Origin of the sequence: Candidatus Aeolococcus gillhamiae, assembly GCF_016464765.1 — a bacterium.
Taxonomy (GTDB): domain Bacteria; phylum Chloroflexota; class Dormibacteria; order Aeolococcales; family Aeolococcaceae; genus Aeolococcus; species Aeolococcus gillhamiae.
On sequence record NZ_JAEKNS010000058.1, the window covers coordinates 1 to 18365 of the forward strand.

Annotated in this window: 17 protein-coding genes and 1 pseudogene; 6 read left to right on the forward strand and 12 right to left on the reverse strand. The window is 68.8% G+C overall.

Features of this window, described 5'->3' with window-relative positions:
* The coding region (locus JF886_RS05015; RefSeq protein WP_337310207.1) for a M20/M25/M40 family metallo-hydrolase at positions 1-809 on the forward strand (809 nt) is incomplete at its 5' end.
* Here JF886_RS05015 and JF886_RS05020 read toward each other — a convergent pair.
* Positions 802-1746, reverse strand: a complete 945-nt coding sequence (locus JF886_RS05020) for a transglutaminase domain-containing protein (protein ID WP_337310209.1) — start codon at positions 1744-1746, stop codon at positions 802-804. The two genes, JF886_RS05015 and JF886_RS05020, sit on opposite strands and share 8 nt — an antisense overlap.
* Entirely contained in the window at positions 1743-2621 is an 879-nt protein-coding gene (locus JF886_RS05025; RefSeq protein ID WP_337310211.1) for a transglutaminase-like domain-containing protein, read from the reverse strand. The genes JF886_RS05020 and JF886_RS05025 overlap by 4 nt, the downstream gene beginning before the upstream one ends.
* A gap of 47 nt (positions 2622-2668) precedes the next feature.
* On the opposite strand from JF886_RS05025, the gene JF886_RS05030 reads away from it, so the two are divergent.
* Positions 2669-4090: a circularly permuted type 2 ATP-grasp protein gene (locus JF886_RS05030; protein WP_337310213.1), complete on the forward strand. Its 1422-nt coding sequence runs from the start codon at positions 2669-2671 to the stop codon at positions 4088-4090.
* Entirely contained in the window at positions 4072-4983 is a 912-nt protein-coding gene (locus JF886_RS05035) for a transglutaminase family protein (protein WP_337310215.1), read from the forward strand. The genes JF886_RS05030 and JF886_RS05035 overlap by 19 nt, the downstream gene beginning before the upstream one ends.
* Before the next feature lie 12 nt (positions 4984-4995).
* Here JF886_RS05035 and JF886_RS05040 read toward each other — a convergent pair whose 3' ends face one another.
* From JF886_RS05040 to JF886_RS05060, 5 genes are read right to left on the reverse strand one after another with little or no spacing between them, the layout of a single operon-like run.
* Complete coding sequence (locus JF886_RS05040; RefSeq protein ID WP_337310217.1) at positions 4996-6018, reverse strand: acyl-CoA dehydrogenase family protein; 1023 nt, start codon at positions 6016-6018, stop codon at positions 4996-4998.
* 11 nt (positions 6019-6029) lie between these two features.
* On the reverse strand, positions 6030-7163 hold the full coding sequence (locus tag JF886_RS05045; RefSeq protein WP_337310219.1) for an acyl-CoA dehydrogenase family protein: 1134 nt from the start codon (positions 7161-7163) through the stop codon (positions 6030-6032).
* 12 nt (positions 7164-7175) lie between these two features.
* Positions 7176-8738 carry a class I adenylate-forming enzyme family protein gene (locus tag JF886_RS05050; protein ID WP_337310221.1) on the reverse strand — a complete coding sequence of 521 codons (1563 nt, stop codon included), beginning with the start codon at positions 8736-8738 and terminating at the stop codon, positions 7176-7178.
* Positions 8731-9243: a PaaI family thioesterase gene (locus JF886_RS05055; RefSeq protein ID WP_337310223.1), complete on the reverse strand. Its 513-nt coding sequence runs from the start codon at positions 9241-9243 to the stop codon at positions 8731-8733. The genes JF886_RS05050 and JF886_RS05055 overlap by 8 nt, the downstream gene beginning before the upstream one ends.
* 40 nt (positions 9244-9283) lie before the next feature.
* The gene (locus JF886_RS05060) at positions 9284-11044 is read right to left on the reverse strand and encodes an aldehyde dehydrogenase family protein (RefSeq protein WP_337310224.1); all 1761 of its coding nucleotides are present in this window, start codon (positions 11042-11044) and stop codon (positions 9284-9286) included.
* Between the two features lie 72 nt (positions 11045-11116).
* On the opposite strand from JF886_RS05060, the gene JF886_RS05065 reads away from it, so the two are divergent.
* The 3 genes and pseudogenes from JF886_RS05065 to JF886_RS05075 all read left to right on the forward strand — a co-directional run bounded on the left by JF886_RS05065 (position 11117) and on the right by JF886_RS05075 (position 12846).
* Complete coding sequence (locus tag JF886_RS05065) at positions 11117-11716, forward strand: TIGR03086 family metal-binding protein (RefSeq protein WP_337310225.1); 600 nt, start codon at positions 11117-11119, stop codon at positions 11714-11716.
* Positions 11717-11734: 18 nt separating this feature from the next.
* Positions 11735-12527, forward strand: a pseudogene (locus JF886_RS05070) (DUF5996 family protein).
* Positions 12528-12549: 22 nt separating this feature from the next.
* Positions 12550-12846, forward strand: coding sequence for a UBP-type zinc finger domain-containing protein (locus JF886_RS05075; protein WP_337310227.1), 297 nt, complete (start codon positions 12550-12552; stop codon positions 12844-12846).
* 1 nt (position 12847) lies between these two features.
* Here JF886_RS05075 and JF886_RS05080 read toward each other — a convergent pair whose 3' ends face one another.
* The 5 genes from JF886_RS05080 to corA all read right to left on the reverse strand — a co-directional run bounded on the left by JF886_RS05080 (position 12848) and on the right by corA (position 18133).
* A complete protein-coding gene (locus JF886_RS05080; RefSeq protein WP_337310229.1) occupies positions 12848-13651 on the reverse strand; it encodes an ABC transporter permease in 804 nt (267 codons plus the stop codon).
* Between the two features lie 2 nt (positions 13652-13653).
* Entirely contained in the window at positions 13654-14553 is a 900-nt protein-coding gene (locus JF886_RS05085; RefSeq protein ID WP_337310230.1) for an ABC transporter permease, read from the reverse strand.
* A gap of 40 nt (positions 14554-14593) precedes the next feature.
* Entirely contained in the window at positions 14594-15778 is a 1185-nt protein-coding gene (locus JF886_RS05090; protein ID WP_337310232.1) for an ABC transporter substrate-binding protein, read from the reverse strand.
* Positions 15775-16788, reverse strand: coding sequence for an ABC transporter ATP-binding protein (locus JF886_RS05095; protein ID WP_337310235.1), 1014 nt, complete (start codon positions 16786-16788; stop codon positions 15775-15777). Before JF886_RS05095 ends, JF886_RS05090 begins: the two co-directional genes overlap by 4 nt.
* Positions 16789-17053: 265 nt before the next feature.
* Positions 17054-18133: a magnesium/cobalt transporter CorA gene (gene corA / locus JF886_RS05100; RefSeq protein ID WP_337310234.1), complete on the reverse strand. Its 1080-nt coding sequence runs from the start codon at positions 18131-18133 to the stop codon at positions 17054-17056.
* Positions 18134-18365: the final 232 nt, after the last annotated feature.

Consider the following 18365-nt stretch of genomic DNA (forward strand, 5'->3'; position numbering starts at 1 on the left):
GCGGTGTGCTGCAGCACACCGCGGCGGGAGAGCGCATCGGCGTCACCGTCGGCGAGAAGGGCATCTGCTGGTGCCGGGTGAAGGTCCACGGCACGCCAGGGCATGGCTCGCGACCGCTGCACGCCGACAACGCGCTCGTCAAAGCCGCTGAGGTGGTCACCCGCCTCTCGGCGTACCCGACCGCGGCGCACATCACCGAGGCCTGGCGGCGGTGGGTCGCCGGCATGGGGTTCGAGCCGGCGATCGCCGAGGCTCTCGTCGACCCAGCCCGCATCTGGGAGGGGCTGGACCAATTGCCTCGCGGGCTCGCCGGGATGGCACACGCGCTCACCCACCTCACCGCCAGCCCCAACGTCATCCGTGGCGGTGAGAAGACGAACGTCATCCCTGGGAGAGTCGACATCGAGGTGGACATCCGCAAGGTGCCGGGGCAGACGGATGAGGACGTGCTCGAGTTCTTCGACACCGCGCTCGGTCCGCTGCGCAGCGCGGTCGAGATCGAGGTGATGCAGCGAGACGATCCGTCCGAGTCGCCGGTGGACACTCCGCTGTGGGACGCCATCAATCGCGCCGCCACGGCGGTGTACCCGGAAGCGCGCTGCATCCCCACGCTGACGCCCGGCGGGACCGACGCGCGCTTCTTTCGCGCCATGGGCGTGCCGGCGTACGGCATGGCCCTATACAGCCGAGCGATGTCGCTGCAGCAGTTCAGCGAGATGTTCCACGCCAACGATGAGCGCGTCGACCAGGAGTCGCTGCGTCTCACCGTCGAGCTGTACGGAGCCGTCGCCCGCGATCTGCTCAGCTGACCAGCTTGTCCTCGCCCTCGTCGTTGTCGATGCGCATCAATGAGACTCGCTTGCGCATCGTCAGCGTGCCCGCGTGCGGGGCCACGTACGAGCCCGACACCGGCGCCACGTCCGCGTAATCACGGCCCACCGCGACGGTCAGATAGGTCATGCCGATGCTGCAGCCGTGGGTGGGGTCGAGCGCCATCACCCGCGCATGGCCGGCCCCGTCCGGCACAAGGACCTCGACCCACGCATGCGAGCCGCCCGAACCGAGCAGCTGGCCGGAGACGTAGCGGGACGGCAGCCCCAGCCCGCGGGTGATGGCCAAGAGCACGTGGGCGAAGTCCTGGCAGACACCGGTGCGTTTGGCGAAGGCTTCAGTGGCGGTGGTGCGAACGGTGGTGACGTCGTGGGCGTACGTCATGAGCTGGTAGACACGATGGCAGGCGGCGAGCGCAAGCTCACTTCCCTGCAGGCGGGTGTCGCGCAGGTCGTTGATCAGGGCATCGAGGTCACCGTCGGCGGCGGTCAGGGGCGTGGTGTCGAGAAGCCGGCGGTCGTGGAGCAGGCTCCCCGCGGCGAGGTGCTGCTGGTCCGACCTGCGCTCCACCACGCTCGACGAGAGGAATGTCACCTGCTCGGCGACGTAGGGGACCTCGATGTCGACGACGTGGTTGCCGAAGGCATCCGGCGCGGCCCGCACCCGCTTGGCCGTGGCGTCGACCACCTCGACGCGACGCGAGACACGACGCTGGTCACCGTGGTGCTCGCGCGGTTGCACCACCAGCCGCTGACGGAGGCGATGAACGGGGCCGTCGTACTGGTACGTGATGCTCTGCTGGATGACGTAGGCGCTGCGCCGCACACGGGTCCAGTCGATTGCCGACGTGTCGACACCGGTCAAGTCCACCGGGTCGTCGAAGCTGTCGAACTCGTCGCCGAGCGGCAGCTTCACGATTCATCCTCGAAAACGCCGCGCACCGGCGGATCGGCGCTCGACCACGGTGTGGCGCCGGCGGGTTCCGCGGCCACCCGCATCGCCGCCAGCGGAGCACGTCCATAACTGGTCAGCATGGCTACGTCCGCCGCGTCACGGCCGCGACCCACCACCACCCGGCCGGTCCTGCGCTCGTTGTTGCGCGGATCGAAGGTGTACCAGCGGTCGCCGATGTACGCCTCCAGCCACGCGGCGAAGTCCATGGGCTCGGGGACGGGCATGACGTCGATGTCAGGAAGATAACCGAAGCAGTAGCGCGTGGGGACATTTAAGGAGCGCAGAAACGCAACCGCGAGGTGGGTGAAGTCGCGACAGACCCCGCGGCGCTGCACGTAGATGTGGGTGGCGCCCGTGCTCGTGTCACTGCTGCCCATCGCAAAGGTGATGTTGTTGTGCACCCAGTCCACAACGGCCCGGACGCGCTCCCAACCCTCAGGGATGGCACCGAACAGGGCCCAGGCTGTGTTGGAGAGACGGTCGGACTCGCAGTAACGGCTGGCCAGCGTGTAGTGCAGGACCTCGGCGGGAAGGTCTGCGACGGCGGTCAGGGCAGCGGAGGGGTCGTCCTCATCGACCCCGGCGTCCACCTCCACCTCGGCCTCGTAACGGATGTGCGTGCGCCCGGGGCGGAGCGTCAGGCGTCTGCAGACGTTTCCGTAGATGTCTGCATAGGTCTGCATCGGCACCGCGGGTTCGGTCTGCAGTTGAGGCCGCGTGATGGCGAGCACTGCGTCCGGGCGCGGCTCCACCTGGAGAACGAGTGTCACCGGCCAGCTGAGGTCGTGGACGAACTCACAGCCGACACGCACCTGACGGCGAGAGTCCTCCGGCACGCTGGCAGTCTACCGTCAGAGAGTAGTCTGCATCGACAATGGCGCAGATGCAGTCGCCTGCGACCCTTCCGGCCGGTGCCGACGAATGCGTGACGCCGGACGGGAACGCCCGCAGGCCCTACATCGAGCTGCTCGGCGCCGTGGTCCGTTCCCCCGGTGACCTCCCCAGGATCCGGAGCGGGGCCCAGCAGTGGTTCGCCGACCGCGACGTCACCTTCGGTGTCCCCGCCGACGGGACGGCTCCGATCTTTCCCTTCGACCCCATCCCGCGGGTCATCGGCGCCTCGGAATGGCGCACCGTGCATCGCGCCCTATCCCAACGGGCGATGGCGCTCGACCATTTCGTTTCCGACTGCTACGGGGCGCAGCGCGCGCTCCGCCACGGTGTGGTGCCGGGCCGGCTCGTGTACAGCAGCACCGGCTACCTCAGGGACCTCGTCGGGACCCGACCGCCGCGCGCGACGTGGTGCCATGTGGCGGGCATCGACGTGGTTCGGGTGCACGGGACCTTCTGCGTCCTCGAGGACAATGTCAGGGTGCCCAGCGGCGTGGCCTACGCACTCGAGGCGCGGCGAGCCATGGAGAAGGTGGCACCGGAATGGTTCGCCACCAACGCGGTGCGGCGCATCGACGAGTACACCAAGCGGCTCTGCCGCATCCTGCAGCGGATCGCTCCGCGACCGTGGGACGCCGCCATCGCGGTGCTCACCCCGGGGCCGTACAACGCGGCGTACTACGAGCACAAGCTGCTCGCCGAGGAGATGGGAGCGACCCTGGTCGAGGGCCACGACCTGATTGTCTCCGAGGACGAGGTCTACCGCCGCGACGCAGAGGGTGCAATCCAGCGCGTCGACGTCATCTACTCGCGCGTCAACAGCGAATGGCTCGACCCGCTGGTGTTCCGCAGTGAGTCGATGCTCGGCGCGCCCGGCATCATCGAAGCATGGCGGCGCGGCAACGTGGCCATCGCCAACGCACCCGGCACCGGCGTTGCCGACGACAAGGCGATCTACCCCTACGTCCCGGCGATGATCCGCTACTACCTAGGTGAGGAGCCGCTGATGGACAACGTGGCCACCTTCGACCTCGCCGACCGTGTGCAGCGCCAGCACGTCATCAACCACTTCGACAGGATGGTGCTCAAGCCGGTCGATGCCAGTGGTGGCTACGACATCCACTTCGGCCGCCTCGTCGGGTCCGCCGAGCGCGCTGAGCTGATCGCCAGGATCGAGGCCGCGCCGCGACAGTGGTTGGCGCAGGAGGAGGTCGAGCTGAGCAGGGCGATCTGCCTGCGTTCCGACGGCGGCCTGGAGCCTCGCGCCGTCGATCTCCGTCCCTTCGTGCTTCTCGACGAACGCCCGTGGATCACGCCCGGCGGACTGACCCGCGTGGCACCGGACTCGCACACCCTGGTGGTCAACTCCTCTCAGGGTGGAGGGAGCAAGGACACATGGGTGCTGAGTCGCTGACCTACGCGGTGTGGCACCACACCACGCTGCGCTACACCGATCCCGTCTCGCTGTCGTTCAACGAGGTGCGGATGCGTCCACGCGACCGCGGCTCGCAGCGCACGCTGGCGTTCTCGCTGCTGAGCAACCCCGCAGCGGTGCCGCGCAGCCGGATCGACTACTTCGGCAACTACGTGCACCGCGTCGACGTGACCTCGCCGCACGATGTGCTCGAGTTCATCGTGGACGCGGTGGTGGAGAACAGCGAGCCGCGCCGCCGCCGTCTGCCGGAATGGTCGGAGGACGTTCTGGCCGGGGATCCGCGCCTCGAGTACGTGCTGCCCAGCCCGCGCGTACCGCTCGCCGCGGCGACGAAGAGCCTGTGGCGGGAGTGGAATGGCGAGGACCGCAGCTTCGACGCCGTACTGGCCACGGCGGAGCGCATCCCCAAGGAGTTGCGTTACGTCACCGGTGCCACCACGGTGGAATCGAGCATCGACGACCTGCTCCAAGGAGGGGCCGGCGTCTGCCAGGACTTCAGCCACCTCTTCCTGGCCATGGTCCGCAGTGCGGGCTGGCCGGCGCGCTACGTCAGTGGCTATCTCGGTCCCGCCGGCGACCAGATGTTCATCGCGGGCCAGTCACACGCCTGGGCGGAGGTGTGCGGCGCCGACGGCCGCTGGGTGGGGTTGGACCCCACCCACGGTGGCTACACCGGCGCCAACCACCTGCGCCTTGCCGCCGGACGCGACTACAGCGACGTGGCGCCGCATCGCGGGCTCTTCTACGGGACGGCGGAGGGGAGCACCCCGGAGGTGCTGGTGCGCATCACACGGATCTCGCAGCAACAGGTGGAGACCGTGCAGCGCGGCGCCGCGGTGCACTGGCAGCAGCAGCAACAGCAACAGCGCTGATCGCGGCGCTGCCTACGCACTCACCGCCTCCCCCACCGGTCCGAGGCCGCGCAGACGGGACAGCCGGTCGAGGTGGAAGTCGACGCTGCCGAGCAGGCGGCTCGACGCGGCGGCGCGGCGCAGCAGCAGGTGGCAGTCATGCTCCCAGGTGAACCCGATGCCACCGTGCACCTGCAGCGATGCGGCCGTGACCCGCCAGGCGCCCTGCGCTGCCGCGACCTTGGCGACCGAGGCGGCGAAGGGCAGCGTCTCCGCGTCGTGGTCCGCGGTCCAGGCCGCACCGAGCACCGCGCTGCGCGCGCTCTCGACGTCGATGAGCATGTCGGCGCAGCGATGTGACACGGCCTGGTAGGCCCCGATGGGGCGCCCGAACTGCTGACGGGTACGCGCGTGGTCGACCGCCAGGTCCATGGCGCGGTTGGCGACGCCGACCAGCTCGGCGCTCAACGCCACCTCGAGGCGGTCAACCGCGGCGGCGACGTCGCCACTCAGCTCGTCGGACTCGCTGACGCGCAGACGTGACAGGCGTCGGGTGAGGTCGACGCCGTCGATCGCCTCGGACCGGCAGTCGGCACTGCTCGCGATCATCGCCCTGCCGTCACCCACCAGCACAACCGCGGCGGCGCCCTCGGCGTCGAACGCGAGAGCGGTGCCATCCGGTTTGAGCATGCCGATGGCGCCGCGCGACTCGCCAGCGGCGAATCCCGGCAGCCACTGCTGCTTCTGCTCCTGGCTGCCCGCCATCTCGACGAGCAGACCTGCGGCCATGTTGCCGAAGAAGCTCGATGGAGCCAGGGCGCGGCCCAGGCCCTCGTTCACGAGTGACAGCTCGACTGTGCCCAGGCCCTGGCCGCCGTACTGCTCGGCGATCGCCGCGCCTGTCCATCCGGCGCTCGCCAGCTCACGCCACAGACCCGAACCGTCGTCCTCGCCGCGCAGGTGGCGGCGCATCGTCGCCGGGTCCCAGCGGGCGCGGCAGAGCTCGTCGATGGCGTCGCGCACGGCGCGCTGGTCGTCGGTGAGATCGAATCGCATGGCGTGTTCTCTCAGCGCATGCGCGGGAGTGCCAGCACGCGCTCGGCGAGGATGTTGCGCTGGATCTCGCTGGTGCCGCCCTCGATGGAGTTGGCCCGGGCACGCAGCATCCGCCGGGTCCACACCGGGTCGACGGCGAGCCCGTCGGCGCCGAGCACGTCGAGGGCGAGCTCGCCGAGGCGCTGGTTGATGTCGGCCCACTGGACCTTGGCGATCGATCCCTCCGGCCCGGGAACGCCGTGCTCGATCACGCGCGACAGGCCGCGGAAGCCGTTGAGGCGCATCGTCTCGGTGGCGACAACGAGCTCGCTGAGGCGGCGGCGAATCACCCCGTCGTTCTGCAGGCCGCGTTGGCGGATCAGCGCAGCGAGCTCATCGATCTGCATCTTGATGGCCAGCGCGGATCCGGCGCTGAGGCCGGCGCGCTCGAACATCAGGGTGGTGATGGCCACCCGCCAGCCGTCGCCGACCTCGCCGATCACGTTGTCGTCGGGAACGAACGCGTCGTTGAAGAAGATCTCGTTGAACTCGGATTCACCGGTGGCCTGGCGCAACGGACGGATCTCGACACCCGGCTGCTTCATGTCGCAGATGAAATAGGTCAGGTTGTGGTGAGGGCGGTCGTCGCTGGTCTTGGCAACCAGCATGCACCACTTGGCGCGGTGCGCCAGCGACGTCCATACCTTCTGCCCATTGATCTTCCAACCGCCGTCCTCGTGAACCGCCGAGGTGGTCAGCGCGGCGAGGTCGCTGCCCGCGTTCGGCTCGCTGAACCCCTGGCACCACACCTCCTCACCGTTGAGGATGGGCGCAAGAAAACGGGCGCGCTGCTCATCGGTGCCGTGGGTGATGATCACCGGCCCCCCCATGACCAATCCGAGCACGTTGGCGGGCGGCGGCGCCTTGCCGCGCACCATCTCCTCGTTGAAGATTGCCTGCTCCATGAGGGTGGCGCCGCGCCCGCCGTGCTCGCGGGGCCACGAGATTCCCACGTAGCCGGCGTCGAAGAGGGTGCGCTGCCAGCGCAGGCGGAAGTCGATGACGTTCTCGGAGCCCTCAGGCTCGGGACCGGGCTGGTGCTCGGCGAGCCATGCCCGCACCTCGTCGCGGAATTGCAGCTCCGAGGGCGTGAGGCTGAGGTCCACAGTGCGCGGAGCCTAGCGCACGGGCGCGCAATCGGCGAGCAGGGCGCGCAACGCCTTGCGGTCCAGCTTGCCGACGCTGGTCAGCGGCATGCTCTCCACCAGCTGGACCTCGCGTGGGGACTTGGTGGCGGAAAGGCGCGAGCGGGCGTGGGCGATGAGCTCGTCCGCGGTGACGCTCGCGCCGGGACGGATGGTCACGAACGCGACGACCTCCTCCCCGAGCCGCGGGTCCGGGCGACCCACGACGCCGGCCATCGTCACATCCGCATGGGAGAGAAGCACATCCTCGACGTCGCGCGGAAAGACGTTGAACCCACCGCGCAGGATGAGGTCCTTCTTGCGGTCCACCACGTAGAGGTACCCGTCAGAGTCGAAGTGGCCGACGTCGCCGGTATGCAGCCAGCCGTCGCGCAGGGCCTCCGCGGTCTCCTGCGGAGCGTTCCAGTACCCGCTCATCACTCCCGGGCTGCGCACGCAGATCTCGCCATCCTCGCCGACCCCGAGCGGGCGGTCTGCGTCGTCGAGGATGCGCACCTCGCAGTCCCTGATCGGCACGCCGACGCTGCCGACGCGACGCCTCGCCGGCGGGCTCGACGAGATCACCGCAGACGTCTCGGTGCAGCCGTAGCCCTCGAGGATCTCGGCGGACGGAACCCTGCGCTCGAACTCGCGCAGAACCTCGAGCGCCAACGGCGCGGCGCCGCTGGTGACATAGCGGAGCGACTCCAGGTGAGCCTCCTCGAGGGGCTCCGCCAGCAGCATCTGCATCATGGCGGGGACGAGCGCGGTCCGCTGGCAGCCGTAACGCTCGCACAGCGTCACCCATTCGGCGGTGTTGAACCAGCGCTGGATGACCGCGAGGCTCGGCTCATCCGCGTGCATGCCGACGATCGTGACGATCATCCCATACGCGTGTGACAGGGGCAGTGGGGTGATCACCCTGGTGAGGCCGGGGACGTTGGAGGACTGCCACGCGCTCTTGCCGGTGCGCCACAGGTTACGGTGGCTGAGCGCCACGCCCTTGGCGCGCCCGGTGGTGCCGCCGGTGTACATGAGCGCGGCCAGCTCGTCGTCGCCGCGGTAGACGAGCCGGCCAGGCTCGTCCGCCTCCAGCTCAACGAAGTCGACGCGTCGTGCGCCGGCGCCATCCACGGCGTCTGCCTCTGCGTCGCCGCCGCTGGCGACGACGATGTGCCGCACAGTGGGCGCGGTTGCCGCCGCGTCGCGCACCACGGCCAACAGCTCCGGCGTGGTGACCACCGCGACCGCACTGGAGTCGACGAGGATGTGACCGAGCTCCGCTGCCGTCACCAGGAACACCACCGGCGTGACCACCGCGCCGGCGCGCCAGATCGCGTTGTAGGTGATCAGCACCTCTGGGCAGTTGGCCATGAGCACCACCACGCGGTCGCCGGGCTGCACCCCCAGGGCGGCGAGCCCCGTGGCGACGCGGCGAGCGCGCTCATGCAAGGCCGCCGACCGCCACGTCTCCCCCTCGAAGACGAGCGCGTCGTGGTCGCCGACGCGAGCCAGCGAATCCTCGGCGAGCTGAGCGAGGTTGAGCGACTCAGCCACGGGCGTCCTCCGGCGGCGCGCCGCTGTCGTCGGCGACACCGCGGCGACCGAACGGTCCGGCATTGGGCAGGACCACCTGGGTGCAACGGCTCGATGCCAGTAGAGCACCGGCGGCGTCGTGCATCTCCGCCGCGCAGAACACAACCCGCCGGGTTCGTCGAACCACCGTCCCGGTGGCGCTCAGCAGACCGGGGCGCGACACCCGCACGAACTCGACGCGCAGGTCGGCGGTGAGGAACACCTGGTCGAGGTCGAGCACCGTCCAGCACGCGCCGCCCATTGCGGCGTCCAGCAGAGCGGTCACCAGCCCGCCCTGCACGACCGCGCCGTCGGCGGTGGGAAAGCAGTACTCCGCAGTGGCGGTCCACTCGATCGACGTCGACCCCGGGCGCCAGTCCGTGCGCCGGTAGCCAAGCGTGCGCCAGATGTGCGGGCCGTCAACCGCGTCCGCCTCCCACACGCGCGGGTCGGCAAAGCGCTCGCCCGGAGTGATCCCCTCGGTCATCGAGCCGAGCATCGCATCTGCGCGATGGTGCCGGCGCCGGTCACCCCCGCAGCGCGGCCAGGAAGATTCCGGGGACGTACCTCGCCGAGTGATCCGCCTCGAACAGGGTGAGCCGCTCGACGACGCGATGGGCCTGACGGTGCGATACGAACCACGGTGGCTTGGGCAGCAGCGTGGGATGGCCGTGGACGACGCTGCGCGGGTAGGGACGGAACGGGGCCCATACCACGCTCTTCTCGGGGCGGTCGAAGAGCATGCTGTTGTGCACGACGCCGATGCCGCTCTGGATGTCGTCGCGGGTGTGTCCCGGGAACGCTCCCCAGCTCACCTGCGCGAGCAGGAAGCCGACGCCAGTCCAGGCGTTGACGCCGATGCAGCCGTAACGCAACCGAGCGATGGCGCGGTCCAGGGCCGCTGCATGCCGGCGTGCGGTGCTGGGGTGGATGATGATGTTGGCGCCGAGCGTGCCCCAGAGCCGGTCGTTGCAGAAATCCACGGCGCGCTCGAGGAAGTCGTCGACGTTGGCGCCGTCGAGGGTGGTGGCGGTGAGCACCGGCCCGAAGGCCTCGTCGCGAAAGCAGCTCTCCGACTCGTCGGCGCTGTCCAGGCCGGTGATCAGCGTGGTCGGCGCCGCCGCGTCGCCACCGAGAGTGGTGGCGCGTTGGTGGGACGCGGTCATGTCGCGCTGGCGTTGGTCAGCGCCGGGGTAGTACGCCGGCCGCCGGGTTGCCGTCGACATGACCGTGGCGACGCGGTGCAGCAGAGCATCCGCCTGGTCCCATCCGTCGTGGGTGATCAGCACCTGGGAGGCGATGCAGTTGAAACCGGAGTTGTGCAACTTCTGGGTGGCGATGTGCTCTGCCTGGAAGGTGAGGTCGCGGTCCGACCATGGACCGGGCACGACGATCGTCGGGCTCACGTTGCCGAGCTCACTGGTCATCCTCTTGGTGCTGGCCGGTTGCCCGGACGCCTTGCGCGCCCTGCCCTCCTCGCCGCCGCCGAAGACGATCGCATCGTGGGTGCGGCTGCTGCCGGTGATGTGGATCTCGTCAACGTCCCGGTGCGTGGTCAGATATTCGCCAATCTCGGCGCCGCCGTATGCGAAACGGACAAACCCCGCGCGCACCAGGTCGGCGAAGATCTCCTCGAACACCGGCCCCAGGTAGTCGTTGACCGGGTTCATCTTGAGCAGGCACACGCGGCCTTCCGCGTACAGCTTGTAGAGCACGTCGAGCGGCGGGATGCTGGCGATGTTGCCGGCACCGAGCACCAGCGTGACGGCCCCGGACGGGTCGCTCTGCCGGTAGAACACGGCCATGGTGTCGCTGAGGTTCTCCTCGGTCACGCCGCGCTGCATCCATACTTGCGCGCTGACGCCACTGAGCAGCAGCCTGTCCCACCCGCTCTGCGGGAACACGTCGACGACGACCTGGCCATCCGGACGCGTGTGCACGCTGCCCCTGCGCATACGGGGCGCGCCCGACCGCGCAATGTCGCTCAGGGTCTCGGCGAGGCGGTTGACGCCGCAGAGGAACGCCCAGGGACCCGAGCTCCATTCCTCACCTGCCAGCGCCGACTCCGGGTCGAGGCCCTTGGCGCGACACGCCGCGCGCACCCATCGCTGCGCCTGCGCGGCCGTCTTGCGGGCAAGCCCGCGGAGGAACTCGATCTTGGCCGAGACCGGCAGGCGGGCCCACTGGTCGTCGTGCTGCGCGAGCATCGCGAGATCGGCGTCGACGTCCGTTCGCGAGTCGCGCGGCGGCGCGTCCGCCGTCGCGGGAGCGTGAATCTCGGTGGTCATGACGACTCCCCCCTCTCTGGCTCGACAGCGACAATACGCCACCTCGACCGCATCCCCAGTGTCGGAGGCCACATGGCAGATCAGCCACAGCCGCTGCAGCTTCTCTCGCGAGGCCTCGACCAGGCGCAGCGGCTGATCGCTGCGACCACGCCCGAGCAGGCGGCGCTGCCCACGCCATGCCGGTCGTGGACGGTGCGCCACCTCGTCGAGCACCTCATCAACGACCCCGGAAACTTCGCCGCCGCAGTGCGCGGCGAGAAGCCCGCATGGGGCGGTCCGACAGGCAACCTCGGTGACGACTGGGCCGGGTCATTTGCGTCGTCACGGCACCAGCTCGATGCGGCCTGGGAGAGCGCCGACCTGAAGTCACTTGTGCCCAGCATGGGTGGCGAGGCGCCGCTGCTGTCTCGCGTCGACCAGCAGATCGCCGAATTCGCGGTGCACGCCTGGGACCTGGCGCGGGCCACGGGCCAGAGTGAGGACCTCGACCCCGAGGTGGCGGAGCACGGGCTGCGCTGGGCCACGCAGAACCTCAAGGCGCAGTTCCGCGGCCCCGAGGACGAGGGCAAGGCGTTCGGCGCGGAGGTGCCGGTTGCCGACACAGCGCCCGTGTATGAGCGGCTCGCCGGTTGGTTCGGCCGCGACCCGCGCTGGTCGGCCGGCGCCGGCTGATCCACGCCGGGCAGCGAGGTGTCGAGCGCCCCCTCCAGCTGTTCCTTGTTCGTCACCGCACGAGGGCTGAGCACCACGACCGTTCCGGTCGGCCTGCGCACGTTCGACGCCGAGTTCGACGTGCTCGCCCACGCCCTGGTCCTGCGCAGCAGCGACGGCCAGGTGGACCGACGCCCCCTGGGAGGAAGCGTCGCCGACTTCTACAGCGACGTGATGGCCGCTTTGCAGCGCATGCACATTGAGGTGTCCATGCATCCCGTCCCCTCCGAGGTCAACGACCCCATCCCCTTCGCCGAGGACCGCACCCACGACACGTACGTCGCCGAGCACGCGGCGCGCTTCTTCGCGGTGCTCTCGATGGTCGACGTGGTGATGAAGGAGCACCACGCGGCGTTCCGGGGTCAACGCCGGTGCACTTCTTCTGGGGGTCGTTCGACGTGGCGCTCACCCGCTACTCGGGACGGCCGGGCCAACCGGCGCCGGGCGCGGGAGTCATCGCGCGCGGCGGCCACGACGCCGAGCAGATCTGCGCCGGCTGGTGGTCCGGCGACGAGAGGTTCCCCGAGGCGGCGTTCTTTGCGTACGCGTATCCGCCGCCGGACGGTATGGACCGCATCGCCATCCAGCCGGAGGGCGCCACGTGGCACCCGGCCGGGAGTTCAGCCTCCCCTACGACGTGGCTCGGTCGTCGGCCGATCCGCGCCACGCGATCCGCGACTTTCTCAGCTCCACCTATGCTGGGCTTGCCCGGCTGCTCGCGTGGGACGACACCCTGACCAGCGTCCAGGCGCCCGCCTCGACCCGCCCCTAGCGACCACTCCGGAGGACTCCACATGGCGGATGAGTGTCACCACCTCGACCAGATCAAGGACGTCAGTCCCTCGGGAACGGGCTGCGTCGAGTGCCTCGCCGCCGGGCGACACGACTGGATGCACCTGCGCGTCTGCCAGGAGTGCGGCCACGTGGGCTGCTGCGATTCCTCGCCGGGCAAACACGCCACCGCGCACCACGGGGCGGTCGGGCACCCCGTGATCCGGTCCTTCGAGCCGGGAGAGGACTGGTACTACTGCTACCCAGACGACCTGGTGTTCGAGCTGGAGGATGCGCCGCCGGCGCCGCCACACGCCTAGGTCAGGCGGTCTCGCCGATGCTCACGGCGTCGCCAGCGACGCGCTGGGCGATGTACACCGGGATCGCTGAGATGAGGATGACGCCAAGCGCCACCGCGTTGACGATCGGCAGCTGGTTGGGACGCGACAGGTTGGCGAAGATCCAGATGGGCAGCGTCTGGCTCGATCCTGCAGTGAACGTGGTCACCACGATCTCGTCGAACGAGAGTGCGAACGCGAGCAGCGCGCCGGCGAGCAGGGCGGAACGGATCACCGGGAAGGTCACGTGGCGGAAGGTCTGCCACGGATCAGCGCCGAGGTCCGACGACGCCTCGACGAGCGACCCGGAGGTGCGCCGCAGTCGCGCGATGACGTTGTTGTAGACGACCACCACGCAGAAGGTGGCGTGGCCGATCACCAGGGTGAGCAGGCTGAGGCCGCCGAACAGGGTGCGGAAGGTGGCGTTCAGCGCGATGCCGGTGACGATGCCGGGCAGGGCGATCGGCAGGATCACGAGGAAGGAGACCGCCTCGCGCCCGAAGAAGCGGAAGCGGTTGACTGCGGTGGCCAGCAGGCTGCCGAGCACGAGCGCGATGGCGGTGGCGACCAGTCCGACCTCGACGGAGAGGACGAGCGCGTCGCGTGCCCCGGAGTTGCCGATGGCTTCGGTTATCCAGTGCGTCGTGAACCCGGCGATCGGCCACTTCTGGCTTCGCGACTCATTGAATGCGTACAGGATGATGAGCATCAGCGGCACGTAGACCACGACGAGCAGGCATCCGGTCGCCCCCGTGAGGAATCGTCGCAGCCGCCGCGAGATGTACATCTCTACAACGCCTGGAACGCGCCGGCGCGGCGGGCCAGCGCGAGGTAGACGAGCATCACCGCGACCGGGACCATCGCGAACGCGGCCGCCAGCGGCAGGTCGCCGCTGACGCCCTGGTTGCTGTACACGACGCTGCCGATGAACTGCGTGCTCGATACCTGGCTGACCGCGATGTAGTCGCCCAGCGTCAGCGAGAACGTGAAGATCGAGCCCGCGATCAGCGCCGGGAACACCAGCGGGATGACCACGTGACGGAAGGTGGCCCAGGTTCGCGCTCCGAGGTCGGTGGAGGCCTCGAGCAGCGACGTCGGCAGCCGCTCGAAGCCGGCCGCGAGCGGCAGGATCATGTAGGGAAGCCAGATGTACGACAGCACCAGGTACACCGCCACGTCTCCGAACCCGGGCCCGGAGAGGTGGAAAGGCTGGAGGAGCCAGTTGAGCAGGCCGCCCTGGGAGAGGATGAGCCGCCAGGCGAGGATCTTCACCAGATAGCTCGTCCACAGTGGCATGAGCACGGCCATGCCGAGGATCGCCTTGAGCCGGCGGCCCGCGAGCTTGCCCATGACAAAAGCGATCGGCAGCGCGAGGACGGCATCGGTGACGGTGACCAGCAGCGCGATCAGGATGGTGCGGCCGGCGATGCCGCGGTAGACGGGGTCGGCGATCAGCTGCGAGAAGTTCTCGAGCGTGAATGTTTTGGTGACGGCGAAGGTGATGTCGCTGTCGTAGTGCCAGAAGGCTGCTGCCAGGAGAAGTGCGAGCGAACCGAGGTACAGGACGCCCAGCCACCCCAGCGGGGGTGTAAGCAGGCCGGCCAGGCGGAGCCTCGGGTGACGCTCGAGGCTCCGCGCGACGCGGCGAACCGGACCGCCGCCGAGCAGCGGTCCGGCCTGATCGCTCATCACGGCGGGGTCACAGCTGCAGCGGCTTCACACCCGGCTGCTACCCCTTGATGTCGGTCCAGGCGCTCAGCCAGTCCTGGTAGCCCTTGCAGACCTTGCCACGGCTGTCACCGCAATCACTCAGCGGCACCTTCCACAACGATAGCCCGTGCAGGTACGCGGTGTCGTCGACGTGGTACGTCTGGCAGAACGTCGCGTCAGTCTGGCCGATGACGGGACATGCCTTGAGGTTGGCCGGCGCCTCACCGAACCACTGCGCCACCTGTGACTGCACGCTTGGTGAGGTGATCCAGTTCATCCACATGTACATGCAGTTGGGATGCTTGGCCGAGGCCGACACCATCCAGGTGTCGGACCAGCCCGTGGAGCCCTCCTTGGGAACGATCGCGTGCACGGGGGTGGGGTTCTTGTCCGCCAGCAGGAGGTTGGCGATCACCTGCCAGGTGGTGCCGATGACGGTGTCACCGTTGGCGAATGCCGACTGCGCCTTGGTGTAGTCGGACCAGTACTGGCCGATCACGGTGCGCTGCTGCTTGAGGAGTGCGACGGTCGCCTGGAACTGGGCGTCATTGAGCTCGTAGGGGTCGGTGATGTGCAGGTCGGGTCGTGTCGACTTGAGATAGAGCGCGGCGTCGGCGATGTAGATCGGGTCGTCATAGGCTGTGACGTGTCCCTTGTAGGGCGAGCTGGGGTCAAACACCGCACCCCAGGAGGTCGGTGCCGGTTGCACCTTGTCGCTGCGGTACATCAGCAGGTTGGCGCCCCAGCCGTGGGGAGCGCCGTAGTGGACGCCCTGGTAGGTGTTGTACGGCTGGTCCTTGAGCGCGGGGTTGATGTCTGCATAGTTGGTGAGCAGCTTGGTGTTGACCGGTGCCGCCGTGCCGCCAACCATGAGCCGCAGGGTGGCGTTGCCGGAGGCCGAGACGCCGTCGTACTGGCCGGTCTGCATCAGCGACACCATCTCATCGGAGGTGCCCGCGATCTTGGCATTGGTGACGCAACCGGTCTGCTGCTGGAACGGGGTGACCCAGTCCACGGTCTTGTCGTTGGACCCATTCTCGGCATACCCCGCCCACACGATGATGCTCAGGGCGCCTTCACCCTTGCCGATGCTGGCCGGGCCTGTGTTGGCCGGCGTGGTGGCGGCACCGCCGCCGCCGCCGCAGGCTGCGATCAGCGCCACGCTGAGCGCAGCGATCACGGATGGACCGGCTCTCCTGGTCATGCAGTTGCCTCCCCGGGGACGTGAACGGTTGGACGCTGCCTGGAGCTGAGCGTGCTGGTGTGCGCCCAGGCGAGACGAACCTGGCGGCCGGCCATGGCGCGGACCTCGGTCGACGACGACGCCAGGTTTTGCTGGACGACGAGCATCGTGCCGGCACCGCCGATGTCGACGATGTAGCGCGTCTCGGCACCCATGTAGATGACGTCGCGGACCACGCCGGCCACGCTGTGGTCGGTGGCGGCAGGCTGCTCCTGCGGGTGCAGGATGCGGATCCTCTCCGGCCGGACCGCACGGTGCTGCGCGTCACCGAAGACGGCGCGCGCGAGCTCACCATCGAGCTTGTTCGAGGTGCCCACGAAATCGGCTACGAACGTTGTCGCCGGTGACTCGTAAATCTCGTCGGGCGTGCCGACCTGTTCGACGCTGCCCGCATTGAAGACGGCGATGCGGTTGCTCATGGCGAGGGCTTCCTGCTGATCATGAGTCACGAAGATGAACGTGATGCCGACGCGGCGCTGGATCTCCTTGAGCTCGACCTGCATCTCCTCGCGGAGCTTGCGGTCGAGCGCGCCCAGCGGTTCGTCCAGCAGCAGCACCCGCGGACGGTTGACGAGGGCGCGGGCCAGGGCCACCCGCTGTCTCTGCCCGCCACTGAGCTGGGACGGCCGGCGCTCGCCGTAGCCGTCCAGCCGCACGGTGTGCAGCGCCTCATCGACGCGCGCGCTGCGTTCCCGGCGGCCAACGCGACGCACCATCAGCCCGTAGCCCACGTTCTGCGCCACTGTCATGTGCGGGAACAAGGCGTAGTCCTGAAACACGGTGTTGACGTCGCGATCGAAGGGCGGCAGGTCGGTGACATCCTCGCCGTAGAGCCGGATCCGGCCGCGCGTGGGGCGCTCGAACCCGGCGATCAGCCGCAGCGTCGTGGTCTTGCCGGACCCGGAGGGGCCGAGAAGGGAGAAGAACTCGCCATCGGCGATGTCGAGCGAGATCCCGGCAACAGCGGCCATGCTGCCGAAGGTCTTCTCCACCCCGTCGAGACGTACGGCCACGCCGCCCTGGGGGCGAACCGCCGTTCGCGCCTCGTCGACACCGGCCACGGCCAATACCTGTTCCCTCTCAGCAACGGCGGAACACCCCGCGACCCTACCACTCAGAAGTGCCGGGTGTGCGGCAGCCTTTGCGAATGTTCTGTAAGGCTATGGGCGCCGCAGGTCGAGCACGGGGATGGTTGCAGAACCTCGCGGTTTGCCGGGGAGCTGATCCCGCCTCGACTCAGGGTGTCGTGGTCGGCGACGGCGCCTGTTGCGCGTCATCCGCGGGCGGTCGTGTCGCGGACCTGGCCATCACGCGCAGCCCCCGCCTGGCGCGAGGATCCGCGGGCAGCGGGGCGGCGCGTCGGTTCAAGCGGGTGACGGTCAGAACCAGGGTCGGAACCGACACCGCCATCACGCCGAGCCCGATGAAGAACGCCTGCGCCGAGCCGATGTGACCGACGAGAAAGGCGAAGTTCATCCCGAAGAACCCGGTGAGGAACGTGAGCGGGAGGAAGATGGTGGCGACCACGGTCAGCCGTCGAGTCTGCTCGCCGAGCCGGTTGGAGACCGAGGTCAGGTACGCGTCGAGGCTGCTGCTCACCAGGTCGCGGAATGAGTCCACCTGCTCGGCGATGCGCACGGTGTGGTCGTAGACGTCGCGGAGAAACAGCTGCGTGTCGGTGCCGATCCGTGGGGTGCGTGGAGAGGTGATCGACTGCAGAAGGTCGCGCTGCGGGCCGGTGACACGGCGCAGCGTCAGCAGGTCGCGCTTGAGGCCGAAGATGGTGCGCAGCGTCTCGCGGTCGGGGTTCTCGAGAACCGCATCCTCGACGGCATCGATGTTGGCGCCGATGTGATCGAGCAGCGGAAAGACGGAGTCGACCAGGCTGTCGCAGATCCGGTAGAACATCATGTCGGCAGAGGGGCCACACAGCTCGGGGCGCTTGTCGAGCTGCGTCTCAAGCGTCTCGATGGCCGGCATGCGATCGGTGGTCACCGTCACCAGGTAGCTGTCGCCGATGAGGAAGTGGACCTCTGCGAGGGCGATGCTGCCGTCGGGGAGCGCCAGCGCCCCGAAGAGCACGACGAACAGCTGGTCACCGTAGTCGTCGAGCTTGGGTCGCTGGTTGCTGTTGCGCAGGTCCTCGACCGCCAGCGGATGGATGTGGAATCGCGCCGCGAGCGCCTCGACCTCGTCGTCGTCTGGCACGTCGCAGTGAACCCACAGCACCTGGCCCGGACGGGTCTTTACGGCGGCCAGGTCGGCGACCCCGTGAACGTCGTCGAGAAGGTGGCCGTCGAGGCGGACGCGAATCACAGTGCTGACGATGCTACCGGGGCGCCGCCGGCCGGGGGCACGCGGAGACTGAACCGCTACCTGGACCTGGCCGCGACCAGCCGGCCGAACCGCTAGTGCAGTGGAAGGGGAATAGGTAGACGGATGCGTACGAGATGATGCACGCTTCCGGGTATGGCAAATCACCCTTCGCCTCCGCTATTGCCGACATCCGAAGAGCGCGCTGCGCTGGAGATGTGGACGCGCAGCCGAT

Coding starts and splice junctions, on each gene's coding strand:
- JF886_RS05095 (WP_337310235.1), bottom strand. CDS start 16,788: ATGGCCGCTGTTGCCGGGATCTCGCTCGACATCGCCGATGGCGAGTTC.
- JF886_RS05030 (WP_337310213.1), top strand. CDS start 2,669: ATGCAGTCGCCTGCGACCCTTCCGGCCGGTGCCGACGAATGCGTGACG.
- JF886_RS05080 (WP_337310229.1), bottom strand. CDS start 13,651: ATGTACATCTCGCGGCGGCTGCGACGATTCCTCACGGGGGCGACCGGA.
- JF886_RS05040 (WP_337310217.1), bottom strand. CDS start 6,018: ATGCGATTCGATCTCACCGACGACCAGCGCGCCGTGCGCGACGCCATC.
- JF886_RS05055 (WP_337310223.1), bottom strand. CDS start 9,243: ATGACCGAGGGGATCACTCCGGGCGAGCGCTTTGCCGACCCGCGCGTG.
- JF886_RS05065 (WP_337310225.1), top strand. CDS start 11,117: ATGGCAGATCAGCCACAGCCGCTGCAGCTTCTCTCGCGAGGCCTCGAC.
- JF886_RS05075 (WP_337310227.1), top strand. CDS start 12,550: ATGGCGGATGAGTGTCACCACCTCGACCAGATCAAGGACGTCAGTCCC.
- JF886_RS05060 (WP_337310224.1), bottom strand. CDS start 11,044: ATGACCACCGAGATTCACGCTCCCGCGACGGCGGACGCGCCGCCGCGC.
- JF886_RS05035 (WP_337310215.1), top strand. CDS start 4,072: ATGGGTGCTGAGTCGCTGACCTACGCGGTGTGGCACCACACCACGCTG.
- JF886_RS05090 (WP_337310232.1), bottom strand. CDS start 15,778: ATGACCAGGAGAGCCGGTCCATCCGTGATCGCTGCGCTCAGCGTGGCG.
- JF886_RS05085 (WP_337310230.1), bottom strand. CDS start 14,553: ATGAGCGATCAGGCCGGACCGCTGCTCGGCGGCGGTCCGGTTCGCCGC.